This window comes from Pseudonocardia sp. CA-142604 (assembly GCF_050948475.1).
GTDB lineage: Bacteria > Actinomycetota > Actinomycetes > Mycobacteriales > Pseudonocardiaceae > Pseudonocardia > Pseudonocardia alaniniphila.
Map to the genome: position 1 here is coordinate 9,529,509 of NZ_CP192045.1, position 24,534 is coordinate 9,554,042.

Annotated in this window: 20 protein-coding genes; 8 read left to right on the forward strand and 12 right to left on the reverse strand. The window is 72.3% G+C overall.

Annotated elements, in window-relative coordinates; translation table 11 throughout:
• Window positions 1–13 precede the first annotated feature (13 nt).
• Entirely contained in the window at window positions 14–814 is an 801-nt protein-coding gene (surE, locus tag ACQPZQ_RS43555; RefSeq protein WP_433290303.1) for a 5'/3'-nucleotidase SurE, read from the forward strand.
• A 74-nt stretch (window positions 815–888) separates the two neighbouring features.
• Here surE and ACQPZQ_RS43560 read toward each other — a convergent pair whose 3' ends face one another.
• From ACQPZQ_RS43560 to ACQPZQ_RS43580, 5 genes are all read right to left on the reverse strand, one after another.
• On the reverse strand, window positions 889–1,278 hold the full coding sequence (locus ACQPZQ_RS43560) for a YbjN domain-containing protein (protein WP_433290304.1): 390 nt from the start codon (window positions 1,276–1,278) through the stop codon (window positions 889–891).
• Between the two features lie 40 nt (window positions 1,279–1,318).
• Window positions 1,319–2,734, reverse strand: a complete 1,416-nt coding sequence (locus tag ACQPZQ_RS43565; protein WP_433290305.1) for a fused MFS/spermidine synthase — start codon at window positions 2,732–2,734, stop codon at window positions 1,319–1,321.
• A 77-nt stretch (window positions 2,735–2,811) separates the two neighbouring features.
• Entirely contained in the window at window positions 2,812–3,963 is a 1,152-nt protein-coding gene (locus tag ACQPZQ_RS43570) for an acyl-CoA dehydrogenase family protein (RefSeq protein ID WP_433290306.1), read from the reverse strand.
• Between the two features lies 1 nt (window position 3,964).
• The gene (locus tag ACQPZQ_RS43575) at window positions 3,965–5,980 is read right to left on the reverse strand and encodes an acetyl-CoA carboxylase biotin carboxylase subunit (RefSeq protein WP_433290307.1); all 2,016 of its coding nucleotides are present in this window, start codon (window positions 5,978–5,980) and stop codon (window positions 3,965–3,967) included.
• A gap of 27 nt (window positions 5,981–6,007) precedes the next feature.
• Window positions 6,008–7,597, reverse strand: coding sequence for a carboxyl transferase domain-containing protein (locus ACQPZQ_RS43580; RefSeq protein ID WP_433299677.1), 1,590 nt, complete (start codon window positions 7,595–7,597; stop codon window positions 6,008–6,010).
• Between the two features lie 127 nt (window positions 7,598–7,724).
• Here ACQPZQ_RS43580 and ACQPZQ_RS43585 point away from each other — a divergent pair, with 127 nt between their 5' ends.
• Window positions 7,725–8,399, forward strand: coding sequence for a response regulator transcription factor (locus ACQPZQ_RS43585; protein ID WP_433290308.1), 675 nt, complete (start codon window positions 7,725–7,727; stop codon window positions 8,397–8,399).
• Here ACQPZQ_RS43585 and ACQPZQ_RS43590 read toward each other — a convergent pair.
• Window positions 8,375–10,039: a sensor histidine kinase gene (locus tag ACQPZQ_RS43590; RefSeq protein ID WP_433290309.1), complete on the reverse strand. Its 1,665-nt coding sequence runs from the start codon at window positions 10,037–10,039 to the stop codon at window positions 8,375–8,377. The genes ACQPZQ_RS43585 and ACQPZQ_RS43590 overlap by 25 nt on opposite strands.
• Window positions 10,040–10,128: 89 nt before the next feature.
• Between ACQPZQ_RS43590 and ACQPZQ_RS43595 the strand changes: the two genes are divergently transcribed.
• Together ACQPZQ_RS43595 and ppc are read left to right on the forward strand one after the other, a co-directional pair.
• A complete protein-coding gene (locus tag ACQPZQ_RS43595) occupies window positions 10,129–10,722 on the forward strand; it encodes an SACE_7040 family transcriptional regulator (protein ID WP_433290310.1) in 594 nt (197 codons plus the stop codon).
• Between the two features lie 115 nt (window positions 10,723–10,837).
• Window positions 10,838–13,678, forward strand: coding sequence for a phosphoenolpyruvate carboxylase (gene ppc, locus ACQPZQ_RS43600; RefSeq protein ID WP_433290311.1), 2,841 nt, complete (start codon window positions 10,838–10,840; stop codon window positions 13,676–13,678).
• A 99-nt stretch (window positions 13,679–13,777) separates the two neighbouring features.
• Here the strand turns inward: ppc and ACQPZQ_RS43605 are convergent, their stop codons facing one another.
• On the reverse strand, window positions 13,778–14,635 hold the full coding sequence (locus ACQPZQ_RS43605) for an SDR family NAD(P)-dependent oxidoreductase (protein ID WP_433290312.1): 858 nt from the start codon (window positions 14,633–14,635) through the stop codon (window positions 13,778–13,780).
• Window positions 14,636–14,785: 150 nt separating this feature from the next.
• Here ACQPZQ_RS43605 and ACQPZQ_RS43610 point away from each other — a divergent pair, with 150 nt between their 5' ends.
• From ACQPZQ_RS43610 to ACQPZQ_RS43620, 3 genes are all read left to right on the forward strand, one after another.
• Window positions 14,786–15,556, forward strand: coding sequence for a LamB/YcsF family protein (locus ACQPZQ_RS43610; RefSeq protein ID WP_433290313.1), 771 nt, complete (start codon window positions 14,786–14,788; stop codon window positions 15,554–15,556).
• Window positions 15,553–16,158 (forward strand): 5-oxoprolinase subunit B family protein, encoded by a 606-nt coding sequence (locus tag ACQPZQ_RS43615; RefSeq protein ID WP_241036844.1) that lies wholly within the window; start codon window positions 15,553–15,555, stop codon window positions 16,156–16,158. The genes ACQPZQ_RS43610 and ACQPZQ_RS43615 overlap by 4 nt, the downstream gene beginning before the upstream one ends.
• Before the next feature lie 70 nt (window positions 16,159–16,228).
• Window positions 16,229–17,122: a biotin-dependent carboxyltransferase family protein gene (locus tag ACQPZQ_RS43620; protein ID WP_433290314.1), complete on the forward strand. Its 894-nt coding sequence runs from the start codon at window positions 16,229–16,231 to the stop codon at window positions 17,120–17,122.
• A 4-nt stretch (window positions 17,123–17,126) separates the two neighbouring features.
• Here the strand turns inward: ACQPZQ_RS43620 and ACQPZQ_RS43625 are convergent, their stop codons facing one another.
• Both ACQPZQ_RS43625 and ACQPZQ_RS43630 read right to left on the reverse strand, forming a co-directional pair.
• Window positions 17,127–18,035: a DMT family transporter gene (locus tag ACQPZQ_RS43625; protein WP_433290315.1), complete on the reverse strand. Its 909-nt coding sequence runs from the start codon at window positions 18,033–18,035 to the stop codon at window positions 17,127–17,129.
• A gap of 47 nt (window positions 18,036–18,082) precedes the next feature.
• Window positions 18,083–19,627, reverse strand: coding sequence for an adenylate/guanylate cyclase domain-containing protein (locus ACQPZQ_RS43630; RefSeq protein WP_433290316.1), 1,545 nt, complete (start codon window positions 19,625–19,627; stop codon window positions 18,083–18,085).
• Window positions 19,628–19,988: 361 nt separating this feature from the next.
• On the opposite strand from ACQPZQ_RS43630, the gene ACQPZQ_RS43635 reads away from it, so the two are divergent.
• Window positions 19,989–20,954 carry a hypothetical protein gene (locus ACQPZQ_RS43635; RefSeq protein WP_433290317.1) on the forward strand — a complete coding sequence of 322 codons (966 nt, stop codon included), beginning with the start codon at window positions 19,989–19,991 and terminating at the stop codon, window positions 20,952–20,954.
• Between the two features lie 34 nt (window positions 20,955–20,988).
• Here ACQPZQ_RS43635 and ACQPZQ_RS43640 read toward each other — a convergent pair whose 3' ends face one another.
• The 3 genes from ACQPZQ_RS43640 to ACQPZQ_RS43650 are packed head-to-tail and all read right to left on the reverse strand — an operon-like array spanning window position 20,989 to window position 24,492.
• The gene (locus ACQPZQ_RS43640; protein ID WP_433290318.1) at window positions 20,989–21,840 is read right to left on the reverse strand and encodes a MaoC family dehydratase; all 852 of its coding nucleotides are present in this window, start codon (window positions 21,838–21,840) and stop codon (window positions 20,989–20,991) included.
• A complete protein-coding gene (locus ACQPZQ_RS43645) occupies window positions 21,840–23,180 on the reverse strand; it encodes a 3-oxoacyl-ACP reductase (RefSeq protein WP_433290319.1) in 1,341 nt (446 codons plus the stop codon). The genes ACQPZQ_RS43640 and ACQPZQ_RS43645 overlap by 1 nt, the downstream gene beginning before the upstream one ends.
• Before the next feature lies 1 nt (window position 23,181).
• Window positions 23,182–24,492 carry an acetyl-CoA C-acetyltransferase gene (locus tag ACQPZQ_RS43650; protein ID WP_433290320.1) on the reverse strand — a complete coding sequence of 437 codons (1,311 nt, stop codon included), beginning with the start codon at window positions 24,490–24,492 and terminating at the stop codon, window positions 23,182–23,184.
• Window positions 24,493–24,534 lie beyond the last annotated feature (42 nt).

A 24,534-nucleotide genomic window follows, 5' to 3' on the forward strand; every position in this document is an offset into this window, starting at 1 on the left:
TTACGGTGAACTGGTGGCCCATTCGCGACGTCTCCGTGCCCTGATCACCAACGACGACGGCATCGACTCCCCCGGGCTGCACGCGCTCGCCGACGGAGCGCGTGCCGCTGGGTTCGAGGTGGTCGTCGCCGCGCCACACGTCGACGCCAGCGGTGTCGGTGGGTCGGTGCTCTCGATCCGTGACGGCAACCGCACCCGCGTGCACCGCCGGGAGCTCGCCGGCCTGCCCGGTGTGCCGGCCTACGCGGTGGAGGGGCACCCGGCGTTCATCGTGCACTCGGCAGGGCGCGGCTGGCTGGACCCCGAGCCGGATGTCGTGCTGTCCGGCATCAACCTCGGGGCCAACCTCGGTCACGCGGTGCTGCACTCCGGCACGGTGAACGCGGTGCTGGCCGGGTTGATGCACGGGTGGCGCGGGCTGGCCGTGTCACTGGACCTCGCCGACCCGGCGCCGGAGAACCCCCACTGGCACACCGTGCTGCATCTCCTGCCCGAGGTGCTCGACGTGCTGCTCGCGGCCCCGGACCCCGCCGCCCTGTCGCTGAACGTGCCCAACCTGCCCATCGCCGAGGTCGGGGAGCTGCGTGAAGCCGGGCTCTCGACGTTCGGCACGGTCCAGGTTCGCGTCGACCACCGCAGCGGGGAGCACGGCGAGGTGCTGCACTCCGAGTCGGCGAGGATGTCGACGCCGCTGGAACCCGGTAAGGACGCGGCGCTGTTGGCGGCGGGCCACCCGACCCTCACGGAGCTGGTCGGCGTGACCGATCGGCCGGGCGTGCTGGACAGGGTGACTCCGAGCAGGCGAGCGGGCTAGGGCCGGGACGAGCGGCGCCCTCGTCCGCCAGTTCTGGACGGAGGGCCCGTTCGTTCAGGCTCCGGTGCGCCGGCTCAGTGCTCGTCGGAGCCGGTCAGCTCGTGCTCGAGCCGGTCGGCCACCTCCACCACCACGCGGAACGAGCGGTCGAAGCCGTCGAGCGCGGTGTCCGCCAGCGGGATCGAGTGGCGGAAGAGCACCACTCCGTCGGTGGCGACGGCACCGCCGGCGATCGACTCACCCGCGAGCACGAGCAGCCGGGCGAGATCCAGGTCGGCGGCCCGCCCGATCGGCGACGTGATCTGGGCCCACTGGTGGGAGTCCTCTCCGCTCACCAGCCGCACCACGACGAGCTGGGTGCGCTCGCCCGACGTCGGCAGGTTGAACCACAGCTCGTCCTCGACCTGCCGCATGATCTCGTAGCGCACGCGGACGAAGGACACAAGATCGTCCCAGCTGGCCACCACGCCACCTTCCCCTCGGGTCGTGCGGACCGTACCGTGCTCAGCCTCTCAGCTGGTCGACCGGCGCCCAGTCGTCGGTGAGAACTTGGGCACCGGCGGCGAAGTTGCGGGCGGCGTCGTCGCCGAGCACCGAGTTCGGCTCGCCGTGAGCGGCGGCGTGGGCGGCCATCGCGGTGGCGTCGAGCGGCCGGTCGGATGCGACGATCACGGCGTTGCCCCCGCCGCCCGGGGCGAGCTGATCCGGTCGCACCAGGAGTGCGACGTGGGGGAACCGGCTCGCGACGGTGGCCATCTCGGCGGCGAGCAGGTGCCACGGCTGGTCGTCGATCACGTTCAGCACGAAGACACCGTCGATGCGCAGCACCCGGTTCACATCGCCCATGAATTCGGCCGTGGCGAGATGCCACGGCACCGACCGCTCGCCGAATGCGTCGCCCACCACAACGTCGGCGGACGCCGTCGGCACGCTCGCCAGCGACGTTCTGGCGTCCCCGATCTGCACCGACGTGCCGGGAATGGAGTCGATGTCCAGCTCGCGACGGGCCAGTTCGACCACCCCGGCGTCCACCTCGAGCACGGTGGAGGTGCTGCCCGGACGGGTGGCCGCGAGCCAGCGGGGCATCGTGAACCCACCCCCTCCGAGGTGCACCGTCTGAAGCGCTCCCCTGCCCGGGAAGGCCGCGTCGATCGCGTCGGCGAAGCGCTGGGTGTACGCGAACTGCAGGCGGGTGGGGTCGGAGAGGTCGACAGCCGAGTGGCGAAGATCGTCGAGCACGAGGATGCGGGTGTTCGGATCCCCCGGTTCGGTCTCGACACGGGCGCAGTAATAGACGGTGTCGACGTCGCAGCGCCCGGGCACGACCACCAGCAGCGCGCCTGCCACCGCCGTCGCGACGGCCACCCCTGCCACCGCTGTCCGCGTGCGAACTGAGGCCGTGACCGCCGACAGCGTCAGGCAAGCTCCTGCCGTGACCAGCAGGATCACCGTGGTCGGCAACAACGACACCAGCACGAAACCGGTGAGGAACACCCCGGCCAGTGACCCGAGCGTGCCGGCCGCCGACAGCCTGCCGATCACCGCGCCCGAGCCGTCCACGCTCGAAAGGCAAGCCCGGGTGACGGCAGGCGTCACCATCGCGAGCGCGGTGACCGACACGAGCGTCGATACCGCGACCAGCACCACCGCCGCGTACGGGCCCGGGCCGAGCCCCGGACCCAGGAGCCGGATCAGCGGGCGCACCACGAGCACGCCCAGCCCGCCGACGGCCAGTGCACCGGCGGCGACCCGGCGCGGTGGCAGCACGTCGGACCAGCGGCCACCGAGTGACGCACCGGCCGCGATCCCGGCCAACGCCACACCGATCACGGCCGTGGTGGACTCGATGGTCAGACCGACGTAAGGCGCCACGAGCCGGGTGGAGAGCGTCTCCACCACCAAGATTGCGGCACCGCTCACAATCACGACTATCCGGGCGAACAGGGCGTTCACCCCACCATCCTCCGGTGGACGACCCCCGTGGCGCCAGCGGGGTGCTACAGGCCGAGCTGCCGGGCGATCAACATCCGTTGAACCTCGGAGGTGCCTTCGCCGATCTCCAAGATCTTCGCATCACGGTAGAAGCGACCCACCGGATACTCGTTCATGAACCCGTAGCCCCCGAAGACCTGTGTGGCGTCGCGGGCGTTGTCCATCGCCGCGTTCGAGGCCACCAGCTTCGCGATCGCCGCCTCCTTCTTGAACGGCTCGCCTGCCAGCATCTTCGCCGCGGCGGCGTAGTACGCCAGCCTCGCCGTGTGCGCCCGCGCCTCCATGTCGGCGATCTTGAACTGGATGGCCTGGTAGCTGCCGATCGGCCTGCCGAACGCCTCACGCTCGTGGGCGTAGCGCACCGACTCGTCCACACAGCCCTGCGCGAGCCCGACCGACAACGCCGCGATCGCAACGCGGCCCTCGTCGAGGATCGAGAGGAACTGGGCGTAGCCGCGGCCCCGCTGCCCGAGGAGGTTGCCTGCGGGCACCCGGCAGTCGTCGAAGAAGAGCTCGCGGGTGTCGGAGGCCGACCAGCCGACCTTCGAGTACTTCTGCGACACCCGGAAACCCGGTGTGCCGGCCGGAACCATGATCGCCGAGATCTCCCGGCGCCCGGCGGCGTCCGTGCCGCCCGTGATCGCGGTGACCGTGACGACCGAGGTGATGTCGGTGCCGGAGTTGGTGATGAAGGCCTTCGAGCCGTTGATCACCCACTCGTCGCCGTCGAGCCGGGCGGTGGTGCGGGTGGCGCCTGCGTCCGAGCCGCCGCCCGGCTCGGTCAGCCCGAACGCGCCGAGCCGCTCGCCGGCGACGAGCGCGGGCAACCACTCCCGCTTCTGCTCCTCGGAGCCGAACCGGTAGATCGGCATCGCCCCCAGCGACACCCCGGCCTCCAGGGTGATCGCCACCGACGAGTCGACGCGGGCGAGCTCCTCCAGCGCGAGGCACAGGGCGAAGTAGTCCCCGCCCATGCCGCCGTACTCCTCGTCGAAGGGCAGGCCGAACAGGCCCATCGCGCCCATCTTCGCCACGATCTCGTACGGGAACTCGCCACGCTCGTAGAACTCCCCGATGACCGGCGCCACCTCCTTGCGCGCAAAGTCCTCGACGGTGGCCCGCAGCGCCTCGTGCTCGCCGCTCAACGTGAGGTCCATCTCATTCCTCCTCGGTGCCGGGTTCGACGATCAGGAGCGCGGCGTCGCGCGCCACGGTGGTGCCGGTGCGGGCCCGCAGCTCGCGGACCACCCCGTCGATGGGCGCGGTGAGGACGTGCTCCATCTTCATGGCCTCCACCACCACGAGCCGCTGGCCCGCGCGCACCTGCTGGCCCTCGGTGACCTCGACGACGGTGACGGTGCCGGGCATCGGGGAGAGCACAGGGCCGCCGGCGCCCTCATCGGCCGTGGCCGCCGCTTCGAGGGGGGCCTGCTCACGAACGCCCCAGGCGAGCCCGTCACGGCCGATCCACAACGTGCTGTCTGCATGGGCGCACTGGTAGCGACGGGTGACGCCGTCCACCGTCACCTCGAGGTCGCGCGACCCCGGGACGCAACGGGCCCGCAGACCGACCGGAGGGTCGTCGCCGACGACGCACTCGGCCGCCCCTGCGCGCCCGCGAACCCGCACGACGACGGGCTCGTGCCCGGACACCAGCATCTGCCACGTGGTCCAGGCAGGCTCACCGACGCGCCAGCCGCCGGGCACGTCGAAGGGGTCCACCACCGGCCCGGCGGGTTCGAGCGCGAGCATCGCGTGGGCCGCGGTGGCGGCCAGCACGTCGGCGGGCAGCTCCGACGTGGTCCACGCGGTGCCGCGGCGGCCGACGAGGCCGGTGTCCAGCCGCGCCGCGCGGACGTCGTCGTCGGCGAGGAGGGCGCGCAGGAAGCCGACGTTGGTGTCGAGGCCGAGCAGCACGGTGTCGCGCAGGGCGGCGTCCAGGCGACGCAGGGCCTCGGGCCGGTCGCTGCCGTGGGCGATGACCTTGGCGAGCATCGGGTCGTAGTCCGAGCCGACGACGAACCCCTCCGCCACGCCCGAGTCGATCCGCACCCCCGGCCCCTGCGGTTCGTGCAGCGCGAGGATCCGGCCACCCGTCGGCAGGAAGCCCGAGGCCGGGTCCTCGGCATAGACCCGCGCCTCCACCGCGTGCCCGGTAAGGCGCACGTCCTCCTGCCCGATCGGCAGCGGCTCGCCCGCGGCCACCCGCAGCTGCAGCTCGACGAGGTCGAGCCCCGTGACCATCTCGGTGACCGGGTGCTCCACCTGGAGCCGGGTGTTCATCTCCATGAAGTAGAAGGCCCCGTTCGAGGCGAGATCGCCGTCGGCCCGGTCGCCCTCCACGATGAACTCCACCGTGCCCGCGCCGGTGTAGCCCACCGCGCGGGCCGCCTCGACCGCCGCGGCGCCCATCGCGGCGCGTTGCGTCTCGCCGAGCAGCGCCGACGGCGCCTCCTCCACGATCTTCTGGTGGCGCCGCTGCAGGCTGCACTCGCGCTCACCGAGATGGATGACGTTGCCGTGCGTGTCGGCCATGACCTGGATCTCGATGTGCCGAGGGGTGCTCACGAGCCGCTCCACCAGCAGCGTGTCGTCACCGAAGGATCCGCGGGCCTCGCGCCGGGCCGTTGCGATGGCGTCGGCGAGCTGGTCGGGACGGTGCACCTCGTGCATGCCCTTGCCACCACCGCCCGCGCTGGGTTTGAGCAGCACCGGGTACCCGATCTGCTCGACGGCCGCGATCAGGTCGTTGTCGGAGAGGCCTGCGCCGTCCGAGCCCGGGACGACGGGCACGCCCGCCTTGGCGACGGTCTGCTTGGCGCGGATCTTGTCGCCCATCGCCTCGATCGCGGTGGCCGGTGGCCCGACGAACGAGATGCCGGCCTCGTCGCAGGCCGCGGCGAAGGCGGTGTTCTCGCTCAGGAACCCGTAGCCAGGGTGGATGGCCTGCGCGCTCGTGGCCCGCGCAGCCTCGATCACCGCCGGGATCGACAGGTAGCTCTGCGCGGCGGGCGCCGGCCCGATCCGGACGGCGACGTCGGCCAGCGCGACGTGGGGAGCGTCGGCGTCGGCATCGGAGTACACGGCGACGGAACGCACGCCGAGCCGCCGCAGCGTGCGCAGCACGCGCACGGCGATCTCACCCCGGTTCGCGACGAGCACGGTGTCAAACACGCGAAGCCTTCCTGCTGGTCGGGGAAGTCACATCCGGAAGACGCCGAAATGGGGCGTCTCGAGGGGGGCATTGGCCGCTGCGCTCAACGCCAAGCCCAGGACCGTTCTCGTGTCGAGGGGGTCGATCACGCCGTCGTCCCAGATCCGCGCAGTGGAGTAGTACGGGTGGCCCTGGTGCTCGTACTGGGCGCGAATGCGCTCCTTGAAGGACTCCTCGGACTCGCCGTTCCCGTCGCCGCGCACAGCGGAGAGCACCGTGGCCGCCTGCTCGCCACCCATCACCGAGATACGCGCATTGGGCCACATGAAGAGGAACCTCGGCGAATAGGCCCGCCCGCACATCGAGTAGTTCCCCGCGCCGAAGGAGCCACCGATGATCAGGGTGAATTTCGGGACCCGCGTGGAGGCGACGGCCGTCACCATCTTCGCCCCGTTCTTCGCGATTCCGCCGGCCTCGTACTCGCGGCCGACCATGAAGCCGGAGATGTTCTGGAGAAACACCAGCGGGACACCGCGCTGGTCGCACAGCTCGATGAAGTGCGCGCCCTTGAGCGCCGACTCGGAGAAGAGGATCCCGTTGTTCGCGACGATTCCGACGGGGTGCCCGTGCAACCGCGCGAATCCGGTGACGAGAGTTGTGCCGTACTCGGCCTTGAACTCGTGGAAGCGGGAACCGTCGACGATCCGCGCGATCACCTCGCGCACGTCGTAGGGCGTGCGTGAGTCGGTGGGCACCGCGTCGTAGAGCGTCGCGGGATCGACGGCGGGCTCCTCGGTGGGCACGACGTCCCAGGGCCGCACCGGGCGCTGCCCCAGCGTCGCGACGATCGAGCGGACGATCCGCAGGGCGTGCGCGTCGTCGTTCGCGAGGTGGTCGGTGACCCCGGAGATCCGCGAGTGCAGGTCGCCCCCGCCCAGCTCCTCGGCCGTGACCACCTCGCCGGTGGCCGCCTTCACCAGCGGCGGGCCGCCCAGGAAGATCGTGCCCTGGTTGCGCACGATCACGGCTTCGTCGCTCATCGCGGGTACGTACGCACCGCCCGCTGTGCAGGAGCCGAGGACCGCCGCGATCTGCGGGATGCCGAGCCCGGACATCGTGGCCTGGTTGTAGAAGATGCGACCGAAGTGCTCCCGGTCGGGGAAGACGTTGTCCTGCTCCGGGAGGTACGCGCCCCCGGAGTCGACGAGGTAGATGCACGGCAACCGGTTGTGCAGCGCCACCTCCTGGGCGCGCAGGTGCTTCTTGACCGTCATCGGGTAGTAGGTGCCGCCCTTGACGGTGGCGTCGTTGGCCACGATCACGCACTCGCGCCCCGCCACCCGTCCGACGCCGGTGATCAGGCCGGCACCGGGGGCCTCGTCGTCGTACATCCCACCGGCGGCGAGCGGCGACAGCTCGAGGAACGGGCTCGACGGGTCGACCAGCGAGTCCACCCGATCGCGCGGCAGCATCTTGCCGCGCTCGACGTGGCGGATGCGGGAACGTTCGGGGCCGCCCAGCCGGGCCGCCGCGATCTTCTGCCGCAGGTCGGCGACCAGCTCCCGGTGCGCAGCGGTGTGACGTGCGGAGTCCTGCCCCGCTGGGTCGACCGCGCTGCGCAGCACCGGAGCGGACATGACGACGGGCATGCTGACTCCCTCGGTCGACTGGCGCCGATGTTAACGCTCATTAACCGGGTGATGCCAGTACCGCCACGGCGGGTGGGAGGAGGGACACCCCGCCCATGCCCTATACGGTTTGATCGTGCGGGTACTGCTGGTGGAGGACGAGGTACCGCTGGCCGAGATGGTGCGGCGTGGGTTGACCAACGAGGGCCACTCCGTGCACGTCGTGCACGACGGCCTCGCCGGCTTGGCAGCGGCGAGCACTCACCAACATGACGTCGTCGTGCTCGACATCATGCTGCCCGGCCTGTCCGGCTACCGCGTGCTGGAACGGATGCGCGCGGCGTCGATCTGGACCCCGGTGCTCATGCTGACCGCCAAGGACGGTGAGTACGACGAGGCCGACGCCTTCGACCTCGGCGCCGACGACTACCTCGTCAAGCCGTTCTCGTTCGTCGTGCTCCTCGCCCGGCTGCGCGCCCTCCTGCGGCGCTCCGGGGAAGCCAGACCCGCCGTGCTGAACGTCGGCACGCTGCGGCTCGACCCCGCCCGCCACCGGGTGCACCGCGGAGACACCGAGATCACGCTGACCCCGCGCGAGTTCGGCGTGCTGGAACACCTGATGCGCCACGCCGGCGAGGTCGTCACGAAGACCGACATCCTGCGCGCCGTCTGGGACGCCCACTACGAGGGCGAGGTCAACGTCGTCGAGGTGTACGTCGGCTACCTCCGCCGCAAGATCGACACGCCGTTCGGCACGCGGAGCATCGACACCGTGCGCGGGGTGGGTTACCGGATGACCGAGCCGGGCTGACCGCCCGGCATGCCCGGCTGAGCCGACCGGCGCCGCGGCGACGGGAGACCGACGGGCGGGCTGGTCGGGACGGCCGGCAGGCCCCACGGCCTCGTTTCCGGATCGCGCTTCGCATCCTCGTCGCGCACCGGCTGCTGCAAGTGCGCAACCGCTGGGGTGGGCGCCGTCGGCGTGGGAGCGACGGGCTGCCACGGGACAGCCGGGGTGCGGTCGCCGACGGGCACGGGCGGCTGCGCGGGCAGGCGCACGCGGAACCGCGCCCCGCCGATCGTCGCGTCGTCCACCTCCACGGTGCCGCCGTGGGCCGCCACGACCTCGGCGACGATCGCCAGGCCCAGCCCGGAGCCTCCGTCCGCCCTGGCCCGGGCCGCGTCGAGGCGTACGAACCGGTCGAACACCCTGGCCCGGTCCTCGAGGGGCACACCCGGTCCGTCGTCCGAGACCTCCACCACCGCCATACCGCCCTCCCGCATGACCCTGACGACCACCCGGGAGCGGGCATGCCGGCGCGCGTTGTCGACGAGGTTGCGCACGACCCTGGCCAGCTGGCCGCGGTCTCCGATCACGCGAACCGGCTCGGTCTGCACCTCGGCCACCACCCGGCTCTCGGAGGGGCGGCCACGCTCGGACTCGGCGACCTCGTCGAGGTCGACCTCTTCGCGGCGCGGCTGCAGCCCGCGCTCGTCGGCCCTGGCGAGTAGCAGCAGCGCGTCGACCAGCCGGTTGAGCCGCTCGGTCTCACCCCGCAGCGCCGTGACGGTGCCGGGCTCGTTCGAGCCGCGCTGCATGAGCTCGAGACCGGTGGCGATCGTGGCGAGCGGGCTGCGCAGCTCGTGGCTGGCGTCGGCGACGAACCGGCGCTGGACGCCCTGAGCGTCCTGCAGCCGCTCGATCATCGCGTTCATCGTCTCGGCCAGGCGGCCCACCTCGTCGCGAGCGGGGGGCACGGGGACGCGCTGGGACAGGTCCTTCTCGCTCATCGCGGCCACGCGCGACCGGATCGCCTCCACCGGGCGCAGCGCCCGTCCCGCGAAGAAGTACGTGGTGAGCCCGGTGATGAGGATGAGGATCGGCACGCCGAACATCAGGTAGAACAACAACGTGCTGGTGGCGTCGTCGACGGGCTTCAGCGGCATCGCCACCAGTACGACGACGTGGTCGCCCGCGGACACCGCCCCGGCCGCCACCAGCACGACCTTGGCCGGGACGCCGTCGGCGCGCCTGACCTCGGTGTTGGGCAACACGACGGACTTCCCGTCGTCGGGTGTGATCGTGGACAGCGCCGCCGCCCGGCCTGCGGCGTCGCTACCGGCCTCGATCACCGTGACGTGGTCCTCGTCGTCGTCCGACTCGTACCTGACGAGCACCTGGACCAGGTCGTCCGGGGTGGCGAGGACGTCGATCGCCTCTCGGGCGTTCTCGTTGGCCGAGCCCTCGTAGTTGCCCTCGACCCGCTCGACGATCTGCTTCGTCCGGTCCTCGGCGGAGTCCTTCACCGTGGCCCGCAGCGACTGGCCGACCAGGAAGACGAGCGCCGCACCCGCGACGATCAACGCAATGGCGACCACCGCGGCGGCAGACAGCGCCGACGCTGTGCGGACGCCGAGGCGCGCGCGAATCGCCTTCGGTAGCCGGGCCATCCTACGAGCGTAACGATCGGCGCTGTGACCCTGCTGAGGGCGACCACAAGTGGGTTAGCAGGTATTAACACGAGGGCTACGCTGCCCGGGTGGCAGCGTCCCCGGTGGTGCCGGCAGGCGGTAGGCGGCAGCAGATCCTCACGGTCGCGGCGCAGCTGTTCGCCAAGCACGGCTTCCACGGCGTGAGCATCGCCGACCTGGGAGCGGCGGTCGGGGTCAGCGGACCCGCGCTGTACCGGCACTTCCCCGGCAAGGAGGCGCTGCTCGCCGAGATGCTCATCGGCATCAGCGAGCACCTGCTCGCCGGCGGACAGGCCCGCGCCAGGTCGTCGGACGACCCGCGGACGGTGCTGACGGCTCTCGTCGAGTTCCAGGCCGACTTCGCCCTGCGCGAGCCGGAGCTGATCGTGGTGCAGGACCGCGACCTGGCGAACCTGCCGGTCGAGGCACGCAGGAGGGTGCGTCTGCTCCAGCGCACCTACGTGGAGATCTGGGTGGACGCGCTGCAGCGGGTGCACCCCGGTCTGCCCGTCGAGTCGGCCCGGATCGCCGCGCACGGCGCGTTCGGCCTGCTGAACTCCACCCCGCACAGCGCCCCGGGGTTCGACGTGGAGCGCGCACCCGCCGTGGCGGCGGTGCTGACGCGGATGGCGCTCGCGGCGCTGCTGGACCTGCCCGGCTGATCCATTCCGGACGGTCCAGGGGCTGGCGCGCGGCACCGTGGAGAGGGGACGATGTCGGCTCGTCCTGTCGTTCCCACCGGCGCGAACGGCCCCGACGGCCGAATCGGAGACGCCAGTGAGCGATCTTGTGCGCTCGATGTTCGACACCGGGCCACCGGATCTGTCGCCTTCCGACGCCGCCACCGCGCGGTCCGACGGCGCTCCCCGCGACGTCGCGGCCCATGCCGGTGTGATCTCGGCGTCCGGGCACGACGCCCTGCGCGCCGACATCAGGCGGCTCTCGACGATGCTCGGCCAGACCCTCGCGCACCACGGTGGGCCCGAGCTGCTGGAGCTCGTCGAGCAGGTCCGGCGGCTCTCGCGGTCGGCGATCGCGGCGGGCGGGGACGGGGACGCCGAGGTCACCAAGCTGCTCTCCGGGCTGGACACCGGCACCGCGGTGTCGCTGGCGAGGGCCTTCTCGCAGTACTTCCAGCTCGCCAACATCGCGGAGCAGCGCCACCGGGCCAGGGAGCTCGCCGGCTCCGATCCCGACGGTCGCGGCCCACTGCGCCGGCTCATGGAGCGGCTCGCCCGCTCCACCGACGAGGGCGGACCCGACCATGCGGAGGTGCAGGCCGTGCTGGCCCGCACCGAACTGCGGCCGGTGTTCACGGCGCACCCCACCGAGTCCTCCCGCCAGTCGGTGCTCGCGATCGTGCGGCGCGTGGCCACCGCCCTGGACCGGGGGGCGCCGGACGAGGAGCTCGCCGCCCTCGTCGACCTGCTCTGGCAGACCGACGAGCTGCGCCCCGACAAGCCGACCGTCGCCGACGAGGCCCGGGCGATCGGCTGGTACATGGAGCAGCTGGGCCGTACCGCCGTGCCCGAGCTGCTCGGCGAGTTCGAGCGCGAGGTACGCGCGGCCGGTTTCACCGTGCCCGAGGGGGCGCGTCCGCTCGCGCTCGGCTGCTGGGTCGGTGGCGACCGCGACGGGAACCCCAACGTCACCCCGGCCGTGACGCGCGAGGTGCTGGAGCTGTACTCGGACCGGGCCATCCGCATCCACGAGGGCCTGGTCGAGGACCTGGTCAGCGAGCTGAGCATCTCCACCCGCGTGATCGGCGTGTCCGAGGAGCTGCGCAGCTCGCTGGCGCGCGACCGCCGGGCGCTTCCGCAGATCCACGACCGGTTCATCCGGCTCAACGCGCACGAGCCGTACCGGCTCAAGCTCTCCTACGTCCGGGCGCGGCTCGCGAACACCCACGCGCGCATCAAGCAGCACGGTGAGCACCAGCCGGGGCGCGACTACCTGGGTTCGCAGGCGTACGTCGAGGACCTCGCGGTGATCGACCGCTCCTTGCGTGGCCACCTCGGCGGACGCATCGCCGACGGCACGCTCGCCCGTGCCCTGCGCACCGCGAGGGCACTCGGGCTGCACCTCGCCGAGCTCGACGTCCGGGAGCACAGCGCGCGCCACCACGAGGCCCTCGGCGCCGTCTACGACGCGCTGGGCGAGCTGCCGAAGCCGTACGCGGAGCTGTCCCGCGAGGAGCGCACGCAGCTCCTCGCCCGCGAGCTGGAGGGCGGACGCCCGCTGGTGCGTCGCCACTACGGCCTCCCCGCGGATGCCGTGGACGTGCTGGCGACCTTCGACATGCTGCACGACGTCCAGCACGAGTACGGCCAGGAGGCGGCGCGGACCTACATCGTCTCCATGTGCCAGGGCGTCGACGACGTGCTGGCCGTCGCCGTCCTCGCTCGCGAGGCGTTCATGGTGGAGCTGCACCGGAACCCTCGCTCGTCGATCGACCTCGTGCCGCTGTTCGAGACCGTCGAGGAGCTCTCCCAGGCGGGCGAGCTGCTCGACGGCCTGCTGTCCGTGCCCGCCTACCGCCAGCACGTCCGCAACCGCGGCGACCTCCAGGAGGTGATGCTGGGCTACTCGGACTCCAACAAGGGCGCCGGCATCACCACGTCGCAATGGGAGATCCACCGGGCGCAGCGCCAGCTGCGCGACATCGGCGCCAAGCACGGGGTCAGGCTGCGGCTGTTCCACGGCCGTGGCGGCTCGGTCGGGCGCGGCGGCGGGCCGTCCGCCGAGGCCGTCGCCTCGGCGCCGTTCGGGTCGGTGGACGCCACGATGAAGGTCACCGAGCAGGGAGAGGTGATCTCCGACAAGTACTCGCTGCCCGCACTGGCCCACGACAACCTCGAGACCATGCTGGCCGCGGTGCTGGAGGCCACGCTCCTGCACCAGTCGGCTCGCTGGAGTGGCGCCAAGCTGGACCGCTGGGACGAGGTGATGGACGTCGTCAGCAACGCCGCACGGGACACCTACCGCGGGCTCGTCGGGCGGCCCGGCCTCCCCGAGTTCTTCGCGTCGGCCACCCCCGTCGACGAGCTGGGACGGCTCAACGTCGGCTCCCGCCCGTCCCGGCGGCCGGGCCGCGGTGCCCCGACCCTCGACGACCTGCGCGCCATCCCGTGGGTGTTCGGCTGGACGCAGACCCGCATGGTCGTGCCCGGCTGGTACGGGCTCGGCACGGGGCTGCGTGCGGCGCGCGAGGCGGGCTACGGCGAGGTGCTCGACGAGATGCGGGAGTGGGCGTTCTTCACCAACCTGCTCGGCAACGTCGAGATGACGCTGACGAAGACCGACCTGCGGATCGCCGGGTTCTACGTCTCCGAGCTGGTGGAGCCCGACCTGCACCCGATCTTCGACGACATCGTCGCCGAGCACGAGCGCACCCTGGGCGAGGTGCTGCGGCTCACCGGGAGCTCCACCCTCCTGGCCCGCCACCCGGTGCTGCGCAACACCCTCGCGGTGCGCGCGGCCTACCTCGAACCCCTGCACCACCTGCAGGTCGAGTTGCTCAGCCAGCGCCGTACCACCGACGAACCCGACCCCGACCTGCACCGTGCGCTGCTGCTGACCATCAACGGCATCGCCGCGGGTCTGCGCAACACCGGCTGACCGCCGCCGGGACTCGCAACCGAGCTGAACGAGCGGCGCGCTCGTCCGAGAGGTCCGTGCGAGCGCGCCGCCGGTCCAGTCGCGGGCGCCGGGCGCAGATCAGGGCTGACGGCGCACCGTGGGCCCCTCGCCCGTCGTGCCGCGGTTGACGCCCACGTAGCCGCGCGCACCCGGATCCCCGCCGTACGCCTCGTCCAGCCGCGGCCCGGCGGCGATCACGCCTCCGTCCACGGTGATCTGCTCGCCCGTGAGGAACGGCACGGCGGGCCCGGCGAGGAACGCGATGACCTCGGCGATGTCATCCGGGCGCCCCAGGTCCGGCCACGGCTGCGCCTTGTCGATCGCCGCGGCCATCCGGTCGGCGGCGTCAGCGCGGCCCGCACCGACCAGCGGCGTCTCGATCAGGCCGGGGCACACCGTGTTGACGCGGATCCGATCGGGCCCGAGCTCGGTGGCGGCCACCTTGCCGAGGTTGATCACGGCGGCCTTCGCGGCCGAGTAGGCCTGCAGTCCCGCACCCGCCGCGAACCCGGCGATCGAGGCGACGTTGACGATCGACCCGCCCCGCCCGGCTGCCTGCATGGCGGCGGCCCCGTGCTTGATCCCCAGGAACACCCCGCGCACCAGCACGGCGAACGTGTAGTCCCAGTCCTCGACCTCGATCTCGGTGATCCGCCCGAAGGCGCCCCCGACACCGGCGTTGTTCACCACGCAGTCGATCCGGCCGAATCGGTCCACGCACGCGTCGACGGCGGCGCGCACGTCGGGCTCCTGCGCCACGTCGGTACGCACGAACCGGGCGGCCGCACCGAGCTCGGCGGCCGTCGCCTCGCCGTTGTCGGCGTTGAGGTCCGCGACCACGACACGCCAGCCGTCCTTCACCAGCCGCCGCACGGTGGCCCGTCCGATGCCGCTGCCGCCACCGGTCACGAGTGCAGCAGGAGAATCATCCGTCATGACGTCGATCCTGCCTGCCGGAGGCGCGACGACGGGTGGCCCGCCGGGCTCGTCCTTGCCGCGTTGTCCGGCGATCCATAGGCTCCGGAGACCCTGAGCGGCCGTGATCCGGCGCGTCCCGGTTCCCCGCGAAGCGGATTGGACAACCCTGTGAGCGTGGACCTCAACTCTGATCTCGGCGAGTCGTTCGGCCGGTGGGTGCTCGGCGACGACGACGCGATGCTCGACCTCGTCACCTCGGCCAATGTGGCCTGCGGCTTCCACGCCGGCGACCCCTCGACGCTGCGCCACACCTGTGCCAAGGCCGCCACGTCCGGGGTGGTGGTGGGCGCGCAGGTCGGCTATCGCGACCTGGCGGGGTTCGGCCGCCGGTTCATCGACGTGGAGCCGGGTCAACTGGCCGACGACATCGTGTACCAGATCGGTGCACTCGACGGGATGTGCCGCGTGAGCGGCACCGCGGTGCGCTACGTCAAACCGCACGGAGCCCTCTACAACGCGGTGGTGCACCACGAGGCGCAGGCCGAGGCGGTGGTGGCGGCGGTCCGCGCGTACGACGCATCGCTGCCCGTGCTCGGGCTGCCCGGCTCGGCGCTGCTGCGCGCGGCCGAGGCCGCCGGACTGCGGACGGTGCGCGAGTTCTTCGTCGACCGCGGATACACCCCGGAGGCCACGCTCGTGCCCCGCTCGCAGCCGGGCGCGCTGCTGCACGACCCGCACGAGGTGACCGCGCGGCTGCTGCGGATGATCGAGTCCGGGATCGTGACAGCCGTGGACGGCAGCGAGGTACGGGTGGACGCGGAGTCGGCGTGCGTGCACGGCGACTCCCCCGGAGCGGTGGCGATGGCCACGGCGGTCCGAGCGGGCCTGGACGGCGCGGGTGTCGAGGTGACGCCGTTCGCCGGGGAGCGCGCAGGGTGAAGGTGCTGCCGTACGGGGACGCCGGGCTGCTCATCGAGGTCGACGGACTACCCGAGGTGCTCGCGCTGGCTGACGCCGTGCGCGCGGACCCACCCGACGGCGTGCTCGACGTCGTCCCTGCGGCGCGGACGGTGCTGCTCACCTTCGTCCCCCGCACCGACCTGGTCGCGGCCCGCCGGGCGGTGCTCGCGCTGCCCGTGGAGCCGGGCGCGCCGCCGCCGGACGGGAAGGACATCGAGATCGCGGTCGTCTACGACGGGCCCGACCTCGACGAGGTGGGGCGGCTCACCGGGCTCGGCGCGGCGGGTGTGGTCGAGGCGCACACGGGCACGCCGTGGCGGGTCGCCTTCGGCGGGTTCGCGCCGGGCTTCGCCTACCTCGCAGGGGGCGATCCACGCCTGGACGTCGAGCGCCGGGCCGAGCCACGGACGTCCGTGCCGCCGGGGTCGGTCGGGCTGGCGGGTGAGTTCAGCGGTATCTACCCTCGCGCGTCGCCCGGCGGCTGGCAGTTGATCGGTCGCACCGACGCGGTGCTGTGGGATCTCGAGCGTGGTGCCCTGCTCGAGCCCGGGGGCACCGTCCGGTTCGTGGAGGCCCGGTGAGCGAGCTTGCGAGCGAATCAGTGTCACAGCGCCTTCGCGCAGCGCCGACCGAGCGCAGCGAGGGAGTGCGGTGAGCAAGCGAGCCTTGGAGGTGCTGGCCACCGGCGCACTGGCACTCGTCGAGGACCTCGGACGACCGGGGCTCGCCGCGTCCGGCGTGGGACGCTCGGGAGCCGCCGACCGCTTCGCGCTCCGCCTGGCCAACCGGCTCGTGGCCAACTCGGAGGACGCCGCAGGCATCGAGGTGGTGTTCGGCGGCCTGACCGTGCGCGCGGCGGAGCAGAACCCCGTGCCGCTCACCGTTGCGCTGACCGGTGCCCCGGCCCCGGCGGACATCGACGGCTGCCCCGCCGGGCACCACGCGCTTCTGACACTGCGACCGGGTCAGGTGCTGCGACTCGGGACACCCGCGACCGGCCTGCGCACCTACCTCGCCGTACGCGGCGGTATCGCCGTCGATCCGGTGCTCGGGTCGCGTAGCACGGACGTGCTCGCCGGGCTCGGCCCGCCGAAGCTCGAACCCGGCGTCGTGCTCCCCCTCGGGCCGGAGCCGTCCGAGCTGCCGCTGGTGGACGTGGCTCCGGTGGCGGTACCGACCGGCGGCCCCGTCACGCTGCGGGCCGTTCCCGGTCCGCGCGCGGACCGCCTCGCTGATCCGGACGCTCTCGCCCGCACCATCTGGACGGCGTCGAGCCGCAGCGACCGGGTCGGGATGCGGTTGGAGGGCGGGCGGATCGAGCGCGCCGGTTCCGGCGAGCTGCCGACCGAGGGCATGGTGCGGGGAGCCGTTCAGGTGCCGCCCGGCGGGGAGCCGGTGCTGTTCCTCGCCGACCATCCGGTGACGGGCGGATACCCGGTGGCTGCCGTGGTGCTCGACGCCGACGTCGACCGGGCGGCCCAGGTACGGCCCGGTCAATGCGTCCGCTTCGTCCTGGTGGCGCCGCCGTGGAAGGACGAGCCCTGACCTGCTACCGGCGTCGGGACAGCGCGACACCGATCAGGCAGATCGCGCCCCCGACGAGCGCCAGCGCCGCTGGGAGCTCACCGAGCAGCACGGCCGACATCACGATCGTGATCGGCGGGACGACGTACGTCGTGACGCCCAACCGCCCGGCGTCCATCCGCGCGAGGGCGTAGCCCCAGGTGCTGAAGGCCAGCGCGGTGGGCACGAGACCGAGGTACACCAGGCCGGCCGTCGCCTCGGCGGGGGCGGCGGCCACGTCGGCGAACAGCGCGGGCGCGAACGGCAGGCACGCGACGGCGCCGATCGTGCACGCCAGCCATGTGACCTGCAGGGCGGGCAGCCTGCGCAGCGCCGACTTCTGCGAGAGCACACCGACCGCGTAGGTGACGGCCGCGACGAGGCAGAGCACCACGCCGAGGAGGTCGGACCGGTCCAGCTGCGCGGTGGACGCTCCGACGAGCACGGCTCCACCGAACGCGATCAGTGCCCCCACCACGAGCCACCGCGGGAAGCCCTCGCCGAGGAGCCACCCCGCGAACAGCGCGATCAGGATCGGGCCGACGTTCACCACCATCGCCGCGGTCCCCGCGTCGACCTGCTGCTCCGCTGCGTTCAGCGCCACGTTGTAGACGCCGAACCACGCAACCCCGCACAGGGCGATCAGCCCCCACTCCCGCGCGGTCGGGGTGACCCAGCGCCTGCTGACCAGCAGTCCGGCGCCGAGGGCGAGGCACCCGACGAGAAGGCGACCCAGTGCCAGCGAACCGGCGCCGTAGGACTGCCCGACGGCGCGGATGGCGACGAACGCCGACGCCCACGCGCACACCGTGACCACGACGGCGGCCAAGGCGCCCCACCGGTAGCGGGAGGCGGGGACGGGAGGTACGACGCGCGCGGGCGCCTGCTGGGTCACGCGCTGACGCTAGCTCCGGACACCTACCCCATCCACGCGGTTTTCGGTCATCCAGCACCAAGATTCTGACGGGTTCCGCGGCGCCCATCCGTTTCGACGATCGGTTCCCCCGGTTTCGGGTTGTCGTTCGGGCTCGCGAGCCTGGTCGCCGCGCCCCGGCCACGCAGCACGACCGCGTCGCCGACCGTCCATCGAGCCACCTCGGACGCGCCCGCAAGATCGACCGCGGACCCGGCGGCGAGCACCCGGCCGGGCGCGGCCTTGGCCAGTTCGGTGAGCCGCGCGGCCTCGTTCACCGGGTCTCCGATCACGGTGTACTCGTAGCGGCGCACGTCACCCACGTTCCCCGCCACGGCGTCGCCCGCGGAGATGCCGATCCCCGCTGTGACCTCCGGCAGCTCGGCGGTCAGCCGCGCGGCCAGCACCCGGCCGGCGGCCAGCGCGGAGCCCGCTGGATCCGGGATGCCGACGGGCGCTCCGAACACCGCGAGGGCGGCATCCCCCTCGAACTTGTTGACCCAGCCGCCGTGCTCCTCGACCACCTCGACGACCACGGCGAACAAGCGGTTGAGCAGTCCGACCACCTCGGCGGGCGGGCGCTGCGCGGCGAGCGTAGTGGAGCCGACGAGGTCGACGAAGAGCGCCGCCACCCGACGCACCTCGCCGCCGAGCCGGACCTCTCCCGTAGCAGCGGCGGCACGGGCCACGTCCCGTCCGACGTGCCTGCCGAACAGGTCACGGATGCGCTCCCGCTCCTGCAGACCCGCGACCATCGTGTTGAAGCCGGACTGCAACTGCCCGAGCTCGGTGCCGTCGTAGACGGTGACGTTCGCCTCGAGATCACCGCCCTGCACCCGGCGCATCGCGCGGCGCACCGCGTTCACCGGGTCGGCCACCGCCCTGGCCGCCCCGACGGTCACCAGCAGACCGGCGACCAGCGCCGCGCCACCGACGGTCAGCACGATCACGGCGAGCCGTCCCGGCGACACGTCCCCGTAGGCCAGGGCCGACACCGCGGACAGCAGCAGCCCGACCACCGGCACCGCCGTGCCGAGCGCCCAGAAGAGCAGCGCCCGCACGACCACGCCGGGCAGTACCCGCTGCCGCGGCGGGTTCGCGGACAGCACGCGCGCTGCCGTGTGCCGCAGGATGCGCTCGCTGAGCAGGTACGACAGCGCGCACGTGGTGATCCCGCCGAGCACGATCGTCTCCCCGACCGACGCCGCGAGCCGCAGGGACCAGCCGGCGTTCAGGACGACGAACAGGGCGGCGGCCACTCCCCACAGCACGGCCTGCACGGTGACCAGTCGCAGCGGACCGTGGAGCACCAGGTGCTGCTCGGTGTCGGCGTCCCCCCGGGGAAGCCGGAAGCGCAGGGCACCCCAGAGCAGCCCGACCGGCACAGCGAGCACCAGGTACCCACAGAACGTCAGGAGGTTGATCAGCCGCACGGTGGACGGGTCGGCGAGCGGCCCCTCGGGCAGAACCCACGCCGCGAGCACGAGCACCACGGCGGCACCGGCGAGGTTGGCGATCAGCACGACCACAGCGAGCGAGATCCGTGTCGACCGGTCGATCACGAACCGGGCCATGATCGAGCACCTTAGAGCCCGAAACCCCCGAGCCGACACCCGTCGCCCGAGCAAGGCCGCCCTCTGCGACATGGTCACGTATCGCTGTTCCAGGCGCACCGATTCAGCGCCATGTGTCCCTGTCGGGAGACCCACGCGCATTCCTCCGGTGGGTGAATCGGTGTTGTCGATCGAATGACTGCCACGGCCGGGTTCGCGTCCTGCGCACAGAGCCTCTCTAACGTGCCGGCCGTACAACTCATCGCCCCTGGAATACGAGAGACGGTCGTCGATGCTGCGTGGTCGTAGGTTCCTGGTTGGGACGGTTGTTCTGAGCAGCGTTCTGCTGGGTCTGCCTGCGACGGCGTTCGCACAAAGCCTTGTGCCGTGCAACGAGGCCGCCCTCAAGAACGCGGTGGCCGCCGCCAACACGGCCGGCGGTGGAACGCTGAACCTCACCCCCGCCTGCACCTACACGCTCACCACACCGGAGAACCCCGATAACGGTCTGCCGATCATCACCACGCCGGTTCGCATCAACGGCAACTCCGCGACGATCACCCGTTCGTCGTCGGCCCCGGACTTCCGGTTCTTCCGAGTCGCCCCCGGATCGACCCTGACCCTGAGCGCTCTCACACTGCGCAACGGCCGCGCCGACAACGGCGGTGCGATCTTCGTCGACGGCGGCCGCCTCACCCTCTCCACCAGCACCGTCACCGGCAACACCGCTGCCCAGGTAGGCGGCGGGATCTACAGTCTGGGCACGGTGGAGGTCAACAACAGCACCCTCAGCAACAACACCGCGGTTCAAGGCGGTGGTTTCAACAACCAAGGAACCACAGCCACCTTCACCGGCAGCACGGTCATCGGCAATCATGCGATCACCGGGGCCGCCGAGCCTTTCGGCGGTGGAATCCTCAACGCGAGCCCACTCACCCTGAACAACACTCGTATCGACGGCAACGACGCGACGGGTTCAGGTGCGTCCGGCGGGGGTGTGTGGAACTTCGGCGACCTGACGCTTTCCGGCAGCCCGGTCCTGAACAACGTCGCCGGCGGCGACGAGGCGGAAGGTGGCGGCCTGTGGAACGGCGACTCGCTGACCGTCAGGAACGGCCAGGTCCTGGGCAACACCGCGACCGGAACGGACGCCCAAGGCGGCGGCATCTACAACGACACGGGCACCACTGTCCTGCAGAACGTGGCAGTGATCACCAACCGGGCGGTCGGTAGCGGCGCCGACGGCGGTGGCATCTTCCGGCTCGCCGGCACGGTCACGATCACCACCAGCACCGTGGTCGCCAACCAGCCCAACAACTGCCGCCCCGCCATCCCCGGCTGCTCCTAGAACACGGTGCCTCGGAGCGTCCCCGTCAGCGCAGCTACGCACCCGCCTCCCGGACGACGGCCGTGAGGTACGTGCGGTCATCCGTGCGAACAGCGAGATGCCAGCCGCGGTCCACCGGTGCGGCGTGCAGTTCGACCGTGCCGGGCAGCAGCAGGGGTTTGCCGAACGACACGTCGTAGGTGATCGCCGCCGGTAGTCGGCCCTGCAACGCGGAGAGCGCCCGGGCGGCGGTCCACATCCCGTGGGCGATGGCCCGCGGGAAACCGAACGCACGCGCGGCGAGCGGGTGCAGGTGGATCGGGTTCACGTCACCACTGACGCCCGCGTAGCGCCGCCCGGTGTCGGCACCCACCCGCCACGTCGCGACCGCGGGGCCGTCCGGGGCTTCCGGCGGCGTCGGCGCCGGCGAGGTCACTCCCTCCGGCGCGCGGGCCCCGCGCGCAAGGTACGTGCTGCGCCCGTGCCAGACCGGCTCACCGTCTGTGTCGACCCGAGTGACGAGGTCGACCTGGGCGCCCTTCGGATGCGCGACGAACCGCTCCGCGTACACGCGCAGGGCAAGTGGTTCGGCCGCGTCGATCTCACGGTCCACGCTGATCGTGTTGCCGATGTGCACCAGCCCGGGCAGCGGCAGCGGGAAGTCGCGTCCGGCCATCAGCTCGACCTGCAGCGGGAATGCCAGAACGTGCGGATACGTCGGCGGCAGCACGTCCTCGACCGGGAAGCCGCACACGCGCGCGTAGTCCGCGAGGTGCCCGCGATCCACGGACACGCCCTCCCGCGAGCGCTCACCGACCGGCAGCACCGACGCGCGCGGCCCGATCGACCCGACCGCGGCCTTCACGTACAGCGGCATCAGACCCAGCCCCGCGCCACCCGTGCTCATCAGGCCCCCAGGATGCTCTGCCCGCACACCCGCACGACCTGGCCGGTGATCCCACCGCTCTCGGCCTGCGCGAGCCAGCCGACGGTCTCGGCGACGTCCACCGGCAGGCCGCCCTGGCGCAGGCTGTTGATCCGGCGCCCGGCCTCCCTGGTGCCGATCGGCATCTTCCCGGTCATCTCGGTCTCGATGAAGCCCGGCGCGACCGCGTTGATCGTCGCGCCCCGCTCCCCGAAACGGGGGGCGAGCGCCCGCACCATCCCGATCACGCCCGCCTTGCTCGCCGCGTAGTTGGTCTGGCCGCGGTTGCCGGCGATCCCGCTGGTGGACGCGATGCACACGACCCGCGCGGTGTCGCTCAGCAGGTCGCCTGCGAGCAGCGCCTCGTTGATCGTGAGCTGCGCCCGCAGGTTGACGGCCAGCACCGCGTTCCAGCGGTCGGCGTCCATGTTGGCGAGCAGCTTGTCGCGTGTGATGCCGGCGTTGTGCACCACGATGTCGGCGCGCCCGTGCCGCTCCCGGACGTGTGCGAGGAGCCGCTCGGAGGCATCGGACGACGTGATGTCGAGTTGCAGCGCGGTGCCCCCGATGCGGTTCGCCACCCGGGCGAGCCCCTCGCCCGCCGCCGGGACGTCGACGGCGACGACGGTGGCTCCGTCGCGGGCGAGCGTGTCGGCGATGGCCGCACCGATCCCGCGGGCCGCGCCGGTGACCACGGCGACCCGCCCGGCCAGCGGCCGCTCGACCTCGTCGGGCGCATCCATCCCGATCGGGTCCTGGGCCGGGCCGACCGGAACCCCGATCCGCACGACCTGCCCGTCGACGTACGCCGACCGGGCCGAGAGGAAGAACCGCACAGCGGAGTCGGCAGCCGCAGGGGGCGCGTCGGGGTGCACGACGAGCAGGTTCGCCGTCGCGCCTGCGCGCACCTCCTTGGCCGCCGAGCGCACCAGCCCGTCGAGCGCCTGGGCGGCGGCCGCCGCCTCGACGCCGGACGGATCGGGCTCCGGACCGAGCAGCAACAACCGCCCCGACGGGCCCAGCCGCCGGACGGCGGGGGTGAGGAACTCGCGAACCGCAGCGAGGTCGTCGAGCGTGCGCACGCCGGTGGCGTCGAGGACGGCCGCAGCGACCTTGCCATCGCCGGCATCGGCCACCTCGGCGTCCTTCAGCAGTGCGCGGATCTGCTCGGCGTACCGGCCCGCGCCGACCGCACCGACGAGCGCGGGCCCGTCCAGCAGCGGCTGGCCCGGTGAGTAGCGGCGCAGCACCGGGATCCGGGGCACGCCCAGCCGCCGGACGAGGGAGTTCTGGGAGAGATCGCGAAGAGTGTCGTTCGACATGTCATCCCGCCTCGAGGATCGCGACGACGCCCTGGCCGCCCGCTGCACAGATACTGATCAGCCCGCGCGTGCGCGTCCCGGTTTCGCTGCTCTTCTCGTGCAGCAGCTTCGCGAGGGTCGCGACGATGCGCCCGCCCGTCGCGGCGAAGGGGTGGCCGGTGGCGAGCGAGGAGCCCACGACGTTCAGCTTCGACCGCTCGATCGGGCCGAGCGGAGTGTCCAGCCCGAGCCGCTCCTTCGCGAAGGCCGGGTCCTCCCAGCCCTTCAGCGTGGCGAGCACCGTGGACGCGAACGCCTCGTGGATCTCGTAGAAGTCGAAGTCCTGCAGCGTGAGCCCGTTGCGTTCGAGTAGCCGCGGCACGGCGTAGAGCGGTGCGGTGAGCAGCCCGTCGACCGGCCGGCCCGGCGAGCCGAGCACGAAGTCGACCGCGGCCGTCTCCGCGTCGACGACGTGCGCGAGCACCGGGAGCCGGTGCTCGGCGGCCCACTCGTCCGACGCCAGCAACACCGCTGCCGCGCCGTCCGTGAGCGGTGTGGAGTTGCCCGCCGTCATGGTGGCGCCCTCACCCTTGCCGAACGCTGGCTTCAGCTTCGCGAGCTTCTCCACCGAGGTGTCGGGGCGCAGGTTCTGGTCCCGCGTCAACCCCAGGTAGGGCGTCACCAGGTCCGCGAAGAAGCCGCGGTCGTAGGCGGCGGCGAGGTTGCGGTGGCTCGCGACGGTCAGTTCGTCCTGCTCCTCCCGCCCCACGTGCCATTCGAGCGCGGTGAGCGCGGCGTGCTCACCCATCGACAGGCCCGTGCGCGGCTCGGCGTTGCGCGGGATCTCCGGCACGATCTGGCCTGGCCGCAGGCCGCGCAGCGCGTTGAGCCGGGCGACGAGCGAGCGAGCTCCGTTGACTTCCATCAGCACGCGGCGCAGGTCGTCGTTCAGCGCGACCGGCACGTCGCTCGCGGTGTCGACCCCGGCCGCGATGCCGCTCTGGATCTGCCCGAGGGCGATCTTGTTGGCGACGTGGATCGCGGTCTCCAGGCCCGTGCCGCAGGCCTGTTGCACGTCGTATGCCGGGGTGTAGGGCGAGAGCGCGCTGCCGAGCACGGCCTCGCGGGTGAGGTCACGGTCGCGGCTGTGCTTGAGCACCGCACCGCCCGCCACCTCACCGAGCCGCTCCCCGGCCAGGCCGAACCGGGCAACGAGGCCGTCGAGCGTGGCCGTGAGCATGTCGAGGTTGGACGCGCGGGCGTACGCGCCGTTCGCGCGGGCGAAGGGAATGCGGTTGCCGCCGATCACGGCGGCCTTCCGGCTCTCCGGCACGGGTTCCTCCCGGGTTGAGGCTTCTGGACGGTGTTACCCATC

Coding starts and splice junctions, on each gene's coding strand:
- ACQPZQ_RS43570 (WP_433290306.1), bottom strand. CDS start 3,963: ATGGACCTCACGTTGAGCGGCGAGCACGAGGCGCTGCGGGCCACCGTC.
- ACQPZQ_RS43580 (WP_433299677.1), bottom strand. CDS start 7,597: ATGTCCGCTCCGGTGCTGCGCAGCGCGGTCGACCCAGCGGGGCAGGAC.
- ACQPZQ_RS43590 (WP_433290309.1), bottom strand. CDS start 10,039: ATGGCCCGGCTACCGAAGGCGATTCGCGCGCGCCTCGGCGTCCGCACA.
- ACQPZQ_RS43605 (WP_433290312.1), bottom strand. CDS start 14,635: ATGACGGATGATTCTCCTGCTGCACTCGTGACCGGTGGCGGCAGCGGC.
- ACQPZQ_RS43630 (WP_433290316.1), bottom strand. CDS start 19,627: ATGGCCCGGTTCGTGATCGACCGGTCGACACGGATCTCGCTCGCTGTG.
- ACQPZQ_RS43640 (WP_433290318.1), bottom strand. CDS start 21,840: ATGAGCACGGGTGGCGCGGGGCTGGGTCTGATGCCGCTGTACGTGAAG.
- ACQPZQ_RS43645 (WP_433290319.1), bottom strand. CDS start 23,180: ATGTCGAACGACACTCTTCGCGATCTCTCCCAGAACTCCCTCGTCCGG.